The organism is Metabacillus rhizosphaerae (assembly GCF_037201795.1).
Taxonomy (GTDB): Bacteria; Bacillota; Bacilli; order Bacillales; family Bacillaceae; genus Metabacillus; species Metabacillus rhizosphaerae.
The window spans coordinates 87,014-99,479 of the sequence record NZ_CP147403.1; the positions used below are offsets into that span (position 1 = coordinate 87,014).

Annotated in this window: 5 protein-coding genes, 16 tRNA genes, 3 rRNA genes and 1 pseudogene; 1 reads left to right on the forward strand and 24 read right to left on the reverse strand. The window is 43.0% G+C overall.

All coding sequences use genetic code 11. The features are described 5' to 3' along the window. Positions 1 to 248: 248 nt before the first annotated feature. From WCV66_RS26765 to WCV66_RS00560, 22 genes and pseudogenes are all read right to left on the reverse strand, one after another. Positions 249 to 435, reverse strand: a pseudogene (locus tag WCV66_RS26765) (hypothetical protein); the annotation flags it as partial. Between the two features lie 55 nt (positions 436 to 490). Beyond that, positions 491 to 1,495 carry a DUF3231 family protein gene (locus tag WCV66_RS00460; protein WP_338787594.1) on the reverse strand — a complete coding sequence of 335 codons (1,005 nt, stop codon included), beginning with the start codon at positions 1,493 to 1,495 and terminating at the stop codon, positions 491 to 493. A gap of 210 nt (positions 1,496 to 1,705) precedes the next feature. Continuing rightward, positions 1,706 to 1,787, reverse strand: a tRNA-Leu gene (locus WCV66_RS00465). Positions 1,788 to 1,807: 20 nt separating this feature from the next. After that, a tRNA-Leu gene (locus tag WCV66_RS00470) sits at positions 1,808 to 1,893 on the reverse strand. A gap of 16 nt (positions 1,894 to 1,909) precedes the next feature. Beyond that, positions 1,910 to 1,983: transfer RNA gene (locus WCV66_RS00475), tRNA-Cys, on the reverse strand. Between the two features lie 11 nt (positions 1,984 to 1,994). Further along, positions 1,995 to 2,069, reverse strand: a tRNA-Gly gene (locus WCV66_RS00480). A gap of 63 nt (positions 2,070 to 2,132) precedes the next feature. Then, positions 2,133 to 2,207: transfer RNA gene (locus tag WCV66_RS00485), tRNA-Gln, on the reverse strand. 41 nt (positions 2,208 to 2,248) lie between these two features. Beyond that, a tRNA-His gene (locus WCV66_RS00490) sits at positions 2,249 to 2,324 on the reverse strand. 15 nt (positions 2,325 to 2,339) lie between these two features. Then, positions 2,340 to 2,413 (reverse strand) — tRNA-Trp (locus WCV66_RS00495). Positions 2,414 to 2,421: 8 nt separating this feature from the next. After that, a tRNA-Tyr gene (locus WCV66_RS00500) sits at positions 2,422 to 2,505 on the reverse strand. A 15-nt stretch (positions 2,506 to 2,520) separates the two neighbouring features. Further along, positions 2,521 to 2,593: transfer RNA gene (locus WCV66_RS00505), tRNA-Thr, on the reverse strand. Between the two features lie 32 nt (positions 2,594 to 2,625). Then, positions 2,626 to 2,698: transfer RNA gene (locus tag WCV66_RS00510), tRNA-Phe, on the reverse strand. Between the two features lie 172 nt (positions 2,699 to 2,870). Then, positions 2,871 to 2,947, reverse strand: a tRNA-Asp gene (locus WCV66_RS00515). 3 nt (positions 2,948 to 2,950) lie between these two features. Beyond that, positions 2,951 to 3,027 (reverse strand) — tRNA-Met (locus tag WCV66_RS00520). Positions 3,028 to 3,055: 28 nt separating this feature from the next. After that, positions 3,056 to 3,131, reverse strand: a tRNA-Val gene (locus tag WCV66_RS00525). Between the two features lie 3 nt (positions 3,132 to 3,134). After that, positions 3,135 to 3,209, reverse strand: a tRNA-Glu gene (locus tag WCV66_RS00530). A gap of 18 nt (positions 3,210 to 3,227) precedes the next feature. After that, a tRNA-Ser gene (locus WCV66_RS00535) sits at positions 3,228 to 3,319 on the reverse strand. Positions 3,320 to 3,323: 4 nt separating this feature from the next. Then, positions 3,324 to 3,398 (reverse strand) — tRNA-Asn (locus WCV66_RS00540). Positions 3,399 to 3,414: 16 nt separating this feature from the next. Continuing rightward, positions 3,415 to 3,530, reverse strand: a 5S ribosomal RNA gene (gene rrf / locus WCV66_RS00545). A 124-nt stretch (positions 3,531 to 3,654) separates the two neighbouring features. Continuing rightward, a 23S ribosomal RNA gene (locus WCV66_RS00550) occupies positions 3,655 to 6,585 on the reverse strand. Positions 6,586 to 6,951: 366 nt separating this feature from the next. Next, positions 6,952 to 8,502 (reverse strand): 16S ribosomal RNA (locus tag WCV66_RS00555). Together the 16S, 23S and 5S rRNA genes with 16 tRNA genes alongside form the textbook arrangement of a ribosomal RNA operon. A 265-nt stretch (positions 8,503 to 8,767) precedes the next feature. Continuing rightward, positions 8,768 to 9,640: a nucleotidyltransferase-like protein gene (locus WCV66_RS00560; RefSeq protein ID WP_066336082.1), complete on the reverse strand. Its 873-nt coding sequence runs from the start codon at positions 9,638 to 9,640 to the stop codon at positions 8,768 to 8,770. Positions 9,641 to 9,904: 264 nt separating this feature from the next. Here WCV66_RS00560 and WCV66_RS00565 point away from each other — a divergent pair, with 264 nt between their 5' ends. Beyond that, positions 9,905 to 10,264 carry a YgzB family protein gene (locus tag WCV66_RS00565; RefSeq protein WP_066336079.1) on the forward strand — a complete coding sequence of 120 codons (360 nt, stop codon included), beginning with the start codon at positions 9,905 to 9,907 and terminating at the stop codon, positions 10,262 to 10,264. A 214-nt stretch (positions 10,265 to 10,478) separates the two neighbouring features. Here WCV66_RS00565 and perR read toward each other — a convergent pair whose 3' ends face one another. Together perR and WCV66_RS00575 are read right to left on the reverse strand one after the other, a co-directional pair. After that, positions 10,479 to 10,916 (reverse strand): peroxide-responsive transcriptional repressor PerR, encoded by a 438-nt coding sequence (gene perR, locus WCV66_RS00570; protein WP_066336074.1) that lies wholly within the window; start codon positions 10,914 to 10,916, stop codon positions 10,479 to 10,481. Positions 10,917 to 11,342: 426 nt separating this feature from the next. Next, positions 11,343 to 12,452, reverse strand: a complete 1,110-nt coding sequence (locus tag WCV66_RS00575; protein ID WP_338787596.1) for an aminopeptidase — start codon at positions 12,450 to 12,452, stop codon at positions 11,343 to 11,345. Positions 12,453 to 12,466 lie beyond the last annotated feature (14 nt).

Below are 12,466 nucleotides of genomic sequence, written 5' to 3' on the forward strand. Positions count from 1 at the left end.
ACACCGATAATCAGAAAGTGTAAGTAGTGACAAGTTAAATAAAGGCCTACAACCATTGGCATATTTACAATCATGGTTAATAGGCTCTTTTATTTATGCTGTTACGTGTGTAATGAGCGGAAAAAGGCGAATAAATATAGCATTTTTTATTTATGTAGTGTTAATATCATGATTTTTTGAATAACTATTCCAATCGATATTCCTCGAATCAAAAATAACATTGGCTAACCAAACAGGATCCAATAAGAATAAAACATCAACCACTGATAATCTGCATGTTTTATGGCACCACAAATTTCACCATGAAAACTTAGAAGTATTACCTGGTTAAAATTGGCTTGTACATTAATCAGAAATTTAAGTATCAATAAAACTGTGCCTTTAAAATACTTACCGTTTAAATACTCCAAATCCAGGAAGTGCGATGCTCCACATAAGTCTTTCAAATGGATTCTTATTCACTTATACATACCATGTAACAATGTATTTATTATTTTTCTTTTGCTATTTCTTTTCTATTAGGAGCAAGTGGTGGTTGTTCTAACCATTTATTTTTCACCATAATATTAAACCATTCTTTTGTTACAATTAGATTTTTAAGTATGACACCTTCGTAAACCGTTGCAAGGTCTGTTCTCATGGCTGATGCTAAACCTGCCCCGTGATACAATTGTGCAGCTTGAAACAAGAAGCCCATATGATACAACATTAACTTATCAGAAAAAGGAGAGTCCGTTGAAGTTGTCACTTCTGTTTCCCACGACTTAGGAGCTGGTAAATTATCCTTGTGCATTATTTTTGTAAGGGATTTTATTTGACCATCAGCTGTTTTCTCAGACTTCTCTAAAAACTTTCTTACTTCTTTTGATTGAGAGACCTGACTAAATCCAATAGAAAGAGTTTTAGCCATAATACTCTTTTTAAGGTTGAAAGAAATACTGATGATTTCTGTTGCAGCTAAACGTCTCCCTTTTCCGAAAAATCCATCTGTGAAATCTTGGCTAGAAATAAATTCAGGGTTCTTCGAAGGATAAAATAAAGGGTCTCTTTGAAAATTCCCTTTCTCAAGCAACAATTCAATAGTTTGATGATACATTTTTTTTGCATCGTTATCGCATGAATCGTAATAATCTCGTAAGTCTTTTCTAACAGAAACACCTAATGAAGTGATATGACCGAGCAAACCATGTAAAGTCATGATATGTAAATAATTTAAGCAAAATATATCAGTAAACAGTCTTTCTGCACCTTTGTTGAGGTCAGATTCAGTAAATCCAATTGGAACTGGAAACCCTTCGTTTTCCATAATAATCACGATTTGTTTCTTTTGTTTTTCGAAGGTCTTGATAGCATCCTCAAAAATATTTTTTATTGACTCATCCTCAATTATAGAGAACATATATCTATTTACTACATCTGTCATTGTTCCGTTTACATATTCTCCCCACAATGTTCCTATTTCGGAAGATGTGAGTTTTAATTTATCTTTTTCCATATTATCACCTCTTAGATTATTATCCTCTAATAAAGCAATAGTTATGTGATTCTTATTTTTTAGTATATGCTGCTTAAGTTATAAATTCGTATTTACGGGTTTGAATATATATCTACATTTATCATAGCCTTAAACGCAAAAAAGCGACGTTATTTCTGCGAATAATTACGCCGAAATAACGTCGCTATAACGTTCGAGAATTCCATTTGATACCAGTGGTCGGGGTCGAACCGACACTCCTCACGGAACACGATTTTGAGTCGTGCGCGTCTGCCAATTCCGCCACACTGGCAAAAAAAATAAAATCAAAAGTGCCGAGGACCGGAATCGAACCGGTACGGTAGTCACCTACCGCAGGATTTTAAGTCCTGTGCGTCTGCCAGTTCCGCCACCCCGGCAAGGGTGTAGTTTAAATGGAGGCGGCAACCGGATTTGAACCGGTGATAAAGGTTTTGCAGACCTCTGCCTTACCACTTGGCTATGCCGCCATTCATAAAACTGGAGCGGAAGACGGGATTCGAACCCGCGACCCCCACCTTGGCAAGGTGGTGTTCTACCACTGAACTACTTCCGCAATCTAACTTATTTAACCGTATACTCTAGCCTATGCAAGAGAAACGAAAATGTGTATAAGAAATGGCTGGGCTAGCTGGATTCGAACCAACGCATGTCGCAGTCAAAGTGCGATGCCTTACCGCTTGGCTATAGCCCATCGATGAATTTTCATGAGAGTTATTTTTAATATAAAATAAATGGGGCGACTGATGGGAATCGAACCCACGAATGCCTGAACCACAATCAGGTGCGTTAACCACTTCGCCACAATCGCCACTATATTTTAAATTGGCAGGGGCAGTAGGAATCGAACCCACACCAAAGGTTTTGGAGACCTCTATTCTACCGTTAAACTATGCCCCTATTTTAAATGGTGGAGGGGGGCAGATTCGAACTGCCGAACCCTAAGGAGCGGATTTACAGTCCGCCGCGTTTAGCCACTTCGCTACCCCTCCATATGTGTGAAACAGTGCCGGCAAGAGGACTTGAACCCCCAACCTACTGATTACAAGTCAGTTGCTCTACCAGTTGAGCTACACCGGCATACTTAAATTTCAAAATCTTTTCTTTAAAGGTGGCTCGGGACGGAATCGAACCGCCGACACATGGATTTTCAGTCCATTGCTCTACCAACTGAGCTACCGAGCCATTAAGTTTACGGCTTCCGTTAAGCTTCAAATCTCTTCGTCAACTCCTGCACTCACATCCTCACGTATTAACATACGCTCCGGTGTTCGTTTAGTCGTTTCCTCGACCTTTTTGCTTACCGAAACCCTTTTACTTAAGAAAAGTAAAAAAGTAATTTTTCTTATTAAATAAATGGCGGTCCGGACGGGACTCGAACCCGCGACCTCCTGCGTGACAGGCAGGCATTCTAACCAACTGAACTACCGGACCATTTGGTTGCGGGGACAGGATTTGAACCTGCGACCTTCGGGTTATGAGCCCGACGAGCTACCAGACTGCTCCACCCCGCGATAATAATAGTTGTTCTAAGTTTTAAAATGGTGGAGGATGACGGGATCGAACCGCCGACCCTCTGCTTGTAAGGCAGATGCTCTCCCAGCTGAGCTAATCCTCCATATGGTGACCCGTACGGGATTCGAACCCGTGTTACCGCCGTGAAAGGGCGGTGTCTTAACCGCTTGACCAACGGGCCATTATTTATTATAAGTAGTGGCGGAGAGCAAGGGATTTGAACCCTTGAGACAGCTTACACCGCCTACACGATTTCCAATCGTGCTCCTTCGGCCACTCGGACAGCTCTCCAAAATGGCTCCGCAGGTAGGACTCGAACCTACGACCGATCGGTTAACAGCCGATAGCTCTACCACTGAGCTACTGCGGAATAATATAATATAACAGCCTGGCGACGTCCTACTCTCACAGGGGGAAACCCCCAACTACCATCGGCGCTGAAGAGCTTAACTTCCGTGTTCGGCATGGGAACGGGTGTGACCTCTTCGCCATCATCACCAGACATTTGTGACAAAGACTATTATACTATTTTAGAAGAATATTTCAAGTGTTTTTTTAAACTTTTTATATTCCTTCAAAACTAGATAACGATTCACAATTCAATTCACTTCATTTAACGCCTTTATTAGGTTAAGTCCTCGATCGATTAGTATCTGTCAGCTCCACACGTCACCGCGCTTCCACCTCAGACCTATCAACCTGATCATCTTTCAGGGATCTTACTAGCTTACGCTATGGGAAATCTCATCTTGAGGGGGGCTTCATGCTTAGATGCTTTCAGCACTTATCCCTTCCGCACATAGCTACCCAGCTATGCCTTTGGCAAGACAACTGGTACACCAGCGGTGCGTCCATCCCGGTCCTCTCGTACTAAGGACAGCTCCTCTCAAATTTCCTACGCCCACGACGGATAGGGACCGAACTGTCTCACGACGTTCTGAACCCAGCTCGCGTACCGCTTTAATGGGCGAACAGCCCAACCCTTGGGACCGACTACAGCCCCAGGATGCGATGAGCCGACATCGAGGTGCCAAACCTCCCCGTCGATGTGGACTCTTGGGGGAGATAAGCCTGTTATCCCCGGGGTAGCTTTTATCCGTTGAGCGATGGCCCTTCCATGCGGAACCACCGGATCACTAAGCCCGACTTTCGTCCCTGCTCGACTTGTAGGTCTCGCAGTCAAGCTCCCTTGTGCCTTTACACTCTACGAATGATTTCCAACCATTCTGAGGGAACCTTTGGGCGCCTCCGTTACATTTTAGGAGGCGACCGCCCCAGTCAAACTGCCCACCTGACACTGTCTCCCAGCCCGATAAGGGCTGTGGGTTAGAATTTCAATACAGCCAGGGTAGTATCCCACCGACGCCTCCACCGAAGCTAGCGCTCCGGCTTCTCAGGCTCCTACCTATCCTGTACAAGCTGTACCAAAATTCAATATCAGGCTACAGTAAAGCTCCACGGGGTCTTTCCGTCCTGTCGCGGGTAACCTGCATCTTCACAGGTACTATAATTTCACCGAGTCTCTCGTTGAGACAGTGCCCAGATCGTTACGCCTTTCGTGCGGGTCGGAACTTACCCGACAAGGAATTTCGCTACCTTAGGACCGTTATAGTTACGGCCGCCGTTTACTGGGGCTTCGGTTCAAAGCTTCGCTTACGCTAACCTCTCCCCTTAACCTTCCAGCACCGGGCAGGCGTCAGCCCCTATACTTCGCCTTGCGGCTTCGCAGAGACCTGTGTTTTTGCTAAACAGTCGCCTGGGCCTATTCACTGCGGCTTTTCCGGGCTATTCACCCTAAAAAGCACCCCTTCTCCCGAAGTTACGGGGTCATTTTGCCGAGTTCCTTAACGAGAGTTCTCTCGCTCACCTTAGGATTCTCTCCTCGCCTACCTGTGTCGGTTTGCGGTACGGGCACCTCTCACCTCGCTAGAGGCTTTTCTTGGCAGTGTGGAATCAGGAACTTCGGTACTATAGTTCCCTCGCCATCACAGCTCAGCCTTATGTGACAACGGGATTTGCCTCGTTGTCAGCCTAACTGCTTGGACGCGCATATCCAACAGCGCGCTTACCCTATCCTTCTGCGTCCCCCCATTGCTCAAATGGTGAGGAGGTGGTACAGGAATTTCAACCTGTTGTCCATCGCCTACGCCTTTCGGCCTCGGCTTAGGTCCCGACTTACCCTGAGCGGACGAGCCTTCCTCAGGAAACCTTAGGCATTCGGTGGAGGGGATTCTCACCCCTCTTTCGCTACTCATACCGGCATTCTCACTTCTAAGCGCTCCACTAGTCCTTACGGTCTAGCTTCACAGCCCTTAGAACGCTCTCCTACCACTGTTCTAAAAGAACAGTCCACAGCTTCGGTGATACGTTTAGCCCCGGTACATTTTCGGCGCAGAGTCACTCGACCAGTGAGCTATTACGCACTCTTTAAATGGTGGCTGCTTCTAAGCCAACATCCTGGTTGTCTAAGCAACTCCACATCCTTTTCCACTTAACGTATACTTTGGGACCTTAGCTGGTGGTCTGGGCTGTTTCCCTCTTGACTACGGATCTTATCACTCGCAGTCTGACTCCTGAATATAAGTCTTTGGCATTCGGAGTTTGACTGAATTCGGTAACCCGTTGGGGGCCCCTAGTCCAATCAGTGCTCTACCTCCAAGACTCTAAATTCAAGGCTAGCCCTAAAGCTATTTCGGAGAGAACCAGCTATCTCCAGGTTCGATTGGAATTTCTCCGCTACCCACACCTCATCCCCGCACTTTTCAACGTGCGTGGGTTCGGGCCTCCATTCAGTGTTACCTGAACTTCACCCTGGACATGGGTAGATCACCTGGTTTCGGGTCTACGACCACGTACTCTTTCGCCCTATTCAGACTCGCTTTCGCTGCGGCTCCGTCTCATCAACTTAACCTTGCACGGGATCGTAACTCGCCGGTTCATTCTACAAAAGGCACGCCATTACCCATTAACGGGCTTTGACTACTTGTAGGCACACGGTTTCAGGATCTATTTCACTCCCCTTCCGGGGTGCTTTTCACCTTTCCCTCACGGTACTGGTTCACTATCGGTCACTAGGGAGTATTTAGCCTTGGGAGATGGTCCTCCCTGCTTCCGACGGGATTTCTCGTGTCCCGCCGTACTCAGGATCCACTCTGGAGGGAACGAAGTTTCAACTACAGGGTTGTTACCTTCTTTGACGGGCCTTTCCAGACCTCTTCATTTACTTCGTTCCTTTGTAACTCCGTATAGAGTGTCCTACAACCCCAAGAGGCAAGCCTCTTGGTTTGGGCTAATTCCGTTTCGCTCGCCGCTACTCAGGAAATCGCGTTTGCTTTCTCTTCCTCCGGGTACTTAGATGTTTCAGTTCCCCGGGTCTGCCTTTATTACCCTATGTATTCAGGTAAAAATACTACTCCATTACGAGCAGTGGGTTTCCCCATTCGGAAATCTCCGGATCAAAGCTTACTTACAGCTCCCCGAAGCATATCGGTGTTAGTACCGTCCTTCATCGGCTCCTAGTGCCAAGGCATCCACCGTGCGCCCTTAACAACTTAACCTTCTTCGACGAATGATAAGCTTCGAATTTCTTCGTTGACTTCGTGTTCTGCGGTGCTCATGTACACAAAACGTACATTCCGCTCCTCGACCACTCGTCGCCTCGAACTTCTCGCTTCTCCTTCGTCTCAGGATATCAGTACTTACTGAATATCCGTTAATATTACTAAGAGAATCACTAAACTAAGCGTTTAAACTCAGTGAATTACTTGAATTGTTATCGTTATCTAGTTTTCAAGGAACATAAAGCACAGGATGTGCAAATGCTACATGCATTTAAACTCCTATGTCTTTTCTTACTTATAATGAAAGATCTAAAATGATCTCTCAAAACTAAACAAAAACCAAGTGTGCCTCATTTCCCTTAGAAAGGAGGTGATCCAGCCGCACCTTCCGATACGGCTACCTTGTTACGACTTCACCCCAATCATCTGTCCCACCTTAGGCGGCTGGCTCCTTACGGTTACCCCACCGACTTCGGGTGTTACAAACTCTCGTGGTGTGACGGGCGGTGTGTACAAGGCCCGGGAACGTATTCACCGCGGCATGCTGATCCGCGATTACTAGCGATTCCAGCTTCATGCAGGCGAGTTGCAGCCTGCAATCCGAACTGAGAATGGTTTTATGGGATTGGCTTGACCTCGCGGTCTTGCAGCCCTTTGTACCATCCATTGTAGCACGTGTGTAGCCCAGGTCATAAGGGGCATGATGATTTGACGTCATCCCCACCTTCCTCCGGTTTGTCACCGGCAGTCACCTTAGAGTGCCCAACTAAATGCTGGCAACTAAGATCAAGGGTTGCGCTCGTTGCGGGACTTAACCCAACATCTCACGACACGAGCTGACGACAACCATGCACCACCTGTCACCACTGTCCCCGAAGGGAAAGGTATATCTCTATACCGGGCAGTGGGATGTCAAGACCTGGTAAGGTTCTTCGCGTTGCTTCGAATTAAACCACATGCTCCACCGCTTGTGCGGGCCCCCGTCAATTCCTTTGAGTTTCAGTCTTGCGACCGTACTCCCCAGGCGGAGTGCTTAATGCGTTTGCTGCAGCACTAAAGGGCGGAAACCCTCTAACACTTAGCACTCATCGTTTACGGCGTGGACTACCAGGGTATCTAATCCTGTTCGCTCCCCACGCTTTCGTACCTCAGCGTCAGTTACAGACCAGAGAGTCGCCTTCGCCACTGGTGTTCCTCCACATCTCTACGCATTTCACCGCTACACGTGGAATTCCACTCTCCTCTTCTGTACTCAAGTTCCCCAGTTTCCAATGACCCTCCACGGTTGAGCCGTGGGCTTTCACATCAGACTTAAGAAACCGCCTGCGTACGCTTTACGCCCAATAATTCCGGACAACGCTTGCCACCTACGTATTACCGCGGCTGCTGGCACGTAGTTAGCCGTGGCTTTCTGGTTAGGTACCGTCAAGGTACCAGCAGTTACTCTGGTACTTGTTCTTCCCTAACAACAGAACTTTACGACCCGAAGGCCTTCATCGTTCACGCGGCGTTGCTCCGTCAGACTTTCGTCCATTGCGGAAGATTCCCTACTGCTGCCTCCCGTAGGAGTCTGGGCCGTGTCTCAGTCCCAGTGTGGCCGATCACCCTCTCAGGTCGGCTACGCATCGTTGCCTTGGTGAGCCGTTACCTCACCAACTAGCTAATGCGCCGCGGGTCCATCTGTAAGTGATAGCTAGAAGCCATCTTTCAATTCCGAACCATGCGGTTCAAAATGTTATCCGGTATTAGCTCCGGTTTCCCGGAGTTATCCCAATCTTACAGGCAGGTTACCCACGTGTTACTCACCCGTCCGCCGCTAACCTCTGGGAACAAGCTCCCATCGATTCGCTCGACTTGCATGTATTAGGCACGCCGCCAGCGTTCGTCCTGAGCCAGGATCAAACTCTCCAATAAAGTGTTTGATATAGCTCATAAATTTGTACTATATAGTACGTTGTTTTGTTAATTAAAATTAACGTTGGCACGCTTGGTTTTGTTTAGTTTTCAAAGATCATTGTGTTGTCGTTTCGTCTAGAAGCGACTTTATAAATATAACATTTTCGTTTTTCTTTGTCAACAACTTTTTAAAATCTTTTTAAGTTGAAACTGAGATGAGAGCCGCTGTTTACCTTTTCGGTAGCAGCGACGTTTACTAATATATCATCTCGAAAAAACTAAGTCAATACTTTTTCGCAACAAAATATGAACGATGAAAAACCTCTTTACCTTTTGTTTCGATTCGTTCTATTGAAACATAGTTTTTTTCAACTAAGAATTCTAATAGAACACTAAGATCTACAGAGTAATACTTTAGTTCCGGGTGATGGTATAACTCATTATAATACCACGATTCCTTTTCTGACATTATCGTCAGGATATGTGCTGCACCAACTTCTGTTTTAGAATGAATTAAGAAGTCACTTGCTAAAAACAAAAGCTCTAATCTCTTCTCTAACGATTCATCACTTTCTACTAATTCTTTATAAAGCTTATAAATTTGTGGTTCGATATGTTTTACTTGGTTCCATACTGTCACTTCAGGATAATATCCCCGATCAATGACTTCTAGTCTTGCTAAATGATGAAGGGCGTGAACAATATGGTTATAAGCATCTAATAGCTGCTTAGATTCAAAAAATACCTTTCCTTCTAAATATCTTCGAATTAATTTTCCATATTCAATCCCAATTTTCAGTTTGCGCTCTGAAAAGGGGAAGGTTCGCAAGCGATCAATAAGCCCTATTATGTATTCATTTCTATCAAATAGTATTTTCCCATTTAAAACCCAATCAACAATCCTTCTATTTGTTCCTAATAAAATGGATTCATTTAATTCATCTTTTGTCATGACTGTTAAAGATGCCTTTTTATCTTCATATTCATAATGTTTCACAAATGATGACTGATCTGAGTCATTTACAATTACTAACAAAGCAACATCTAAGTTATCTGTTAAAGGAGAAGTTTGATTTCTTTTTTCTATCATGATGATTGCTAATGTATTTGAGTGACTTGCTCTTTCTTGATATATAGGACGGAGAATATTTTCCATCATGATTCCTCCATTATATGGGCTATATTATTGTTTCTACATATAAAAGCAAAAACCCTTTTCAAAATTGCACGATAAAAATTGCCCAATGTCGAAAGTTTTGGTTTTTATTATACGATCCTTAAAATTTAACTCCTGATAGTATAAAGTAAGATCAACATATAAAACAATCATTAAACACTTATGGAAGTTTTATTAGGAAAATTAGTTAACAATTTATCTAAAATTCATCATGTGCTATATTAAACAAAGGAGGTTTATGTTATGGCTCGTAAATATAGTAGTAAAATAAATAAAATAAGAACTTTTGCCCTTAGCTTAGTCTTTGTAGGTTTTATAATTATGTATTTAGGTATTTTCTTCCGTACGAATATGTGGGTAATGACGATTTTCATGCTGTTGGGAATGCTTTCGATCATCGCTAGTACAGTTGTTTACTTTTGGATTGGAATGCTTTCAACAAAAGCTGTTCAAGTTATTTGTCCATCATGTGGAAAGCCGACAAAAATACTTGGCCGTGTTGATATGTGTATGTATTGTAAAGAACCTTTAACATTGGACAAGGATTTAGAAGGCAAGGAGTTTGACGAGGATTATAATCGTAAAAAGATGAAGACCAAATAGAAAAGAGGCTGACTCACAACTAAGTCAGATCCCTCCAAAATTCATTTATACAGTATTCATTTGTTATGATGCTATATATCGAATTAGAGGGGTCTGTCCATAAGTGAGTCACCCTCTTTTTTATTTTAGCCGTATTTTGCTCCAAAATTATAAAAACATCACAACAGAAATAAATTTCACAAAAAAACAAGCTCAGGTTTAAACCTGAGCTTGTTTAATGAGTTTCTTTCTTTTCACAATTGCTGCACAATCCGTATATTTCCATACGGTGATGACTTACATTAAATCCTGTTACATGTGCAGCCAACGCCTCAACCTCATCAAGTCCGGGGTAATGAAAATCAACAATCTTACCACAATTTTCACAAATACAATGATAGTGATCAGACGTGACAAAATCGAACCGACTTGATGCATCGCCATACGTTAATTCCTTTACAAGTCCAACTTCACGAAATACCCTTAAATTGTTGTAAACAGTAGCAACACTCATATTAGGGAATTTCCCTTCTAATGCTTTATATATATCATCGGCTGTAGGATGTGTCATGGAATCGACTAAGAATTCAAGTATAGCATGACGTTGAGGTGTTATTCGAACTCCTGTTTGCTTCAATGTTTCTAACGCATCTTTTAATTGATGTTCAGACATCCGCCATGCACCTCACCTTAATAAATATTATTACTTTATAATGTTTATAAATAGTGTACATTGTGACTAAGACTTTTGTCAAACGTTCTTTATTAGTCATTCATCAACTAGTAGTAATATCACTCTTCAATATTAAGAATAACGGAAAAAATAGAGAAACCTGACTACCACAGCCATAAGCTATGGTGACAGTTACTCCCCGTTTACAGTAGGTAGTACTTATCAATATTGTTTACTTTTCACAAATATTCATGCGATCATTATCTTTTATGTAACTTAACCACTTTTTCACACAAAAAAGAGTGCGGAACTCGTATCCGCACTTAGTCCGGCGCTAACATTTGAGGAGGTAATGCCTTCCCTATAGATTACGCTTTTTATATCAAATTGGCTGGACGTTTGCCTTGCTTTTAAAAAATAGGCAGCCTATTTTAGGTTTTCCTGATTTAAGCTTTCAAGCTCTGGTAGGACAAACTTTCCATCTTTTCGTATTAGAACATCGTCAAAATAAATTTCTCCCCCGCCATATTCGGGTCTTTGTATTAGAACCATATCCCAATGGACAGCAGATTTATTCCCATTGTCAGCTTCCTCATATGCTTCACCTGGTGTGAAATGTAGACTGCCACAGATTTTTTCATCAAATAAAATATCTCCCATAGGCTCTTCAATATGAGGATTAAACCCGATTGCAAATTCACCTATATATCTCGAACCTTCATCTGTATCTAGGATTTCATTTAACTTATCCGTGTTATCCGAAGTTGCTTCAGTGATTTTCCCGTTTTCAAAGGTTAATTTCACATTTCGGAAAGTTGTTCCATGATATGGACATGGTGTATTAAAAAGAATCGTTCCATTTACTGAATCTTTAATAGGAGCCGTGAAAATCTCCCCGTCTGGAACATTTGCTTCCCCTGTACAAGGTATGACAGGTATATCCTTAATGGAAAAACGCAAGTCAGTTCCAGGACTTACTAAACGTACTTGGTCTGTTTTCTCCATCAACCTTTTAAGAGGAGCAACTGCATTTGCCATTTTTTCATAGTCTACAGTACACACAGCAAATAAATAATCCTCGAATTCCCTTGTACTCATACCTGCCTTTTGAGCTAGCCCCTTTGTAGGGTAATTGAGCAAAACCCATTTTCGATTATTAACATAAAACTCCGAAACCGGCTTCATGATCTCACCACGTAATCGGTGCATTTCCTTAGGAATCCCAACCATCTCTGCATCATTCTCTTCACCGATGATGACAATCACCACATCAACATCTTTATACACCTGCATTTGCCAATTTGCTTGTGTTTCCAGTTGAGCCCGTTTGTAGTTTTTCGCTAAATGGAGATTAATTTCATCATCAAAAAGCTCTACATAAGGATAGGCTCCCATCGAATAAGCTTGGTCAATTAACTCTGTAATAAGTGGCTTCGTAATTATAGACCCACGAATCAAGACTTTTTCTGCTTTTTTCACTTTGACAGAATGCGTTAATAAAACGGATGCTAACTTCTTAACTCTTTCGTCTCTCATCTATTCACCTTCTA

What these genes read in the sequence shown, in the direction of transcription:
- WCV66_RS00565 (WP_066336079.1), top strand. Translation starts at nt 9,905, where the DNA reads ATGGCTCGTAAATATAGTAGTAAAATAAATAAAATAAGAACTTTTGCC.
- WCV66_RS00460 (WP_338787594.1), bottom strand. Translation starts at nt 1,495, where the DNA reads ATGGAAAAAGATAAATTAAAACTCACATCTTCCGAAATAGGAACATTG.
- WCV66_RS00560 (WP_066336082.1), bottom strand. Translation starts at nt 9,640, where the DNA reads ATGGAAAATATTCTCCGTCCTATATATCAAGAAAGAGCAAGTCACTCA.
- perR (WP_066336074.1), bottom strand. Translation starts at nt 10,916, where the DNA reads ATGTCTGAACATCAATTAAAAGATGCGTTAGAAACATTGAAGCAAACA.
- WCV66_RS00575 (WP_338787596.1), bottom strand. Translation starts at nt 12,452, where the DNA reads ATGAGAGACGAAAGAGTTAAGAAGTTAGCATCCGTTTTATTAACGCAT.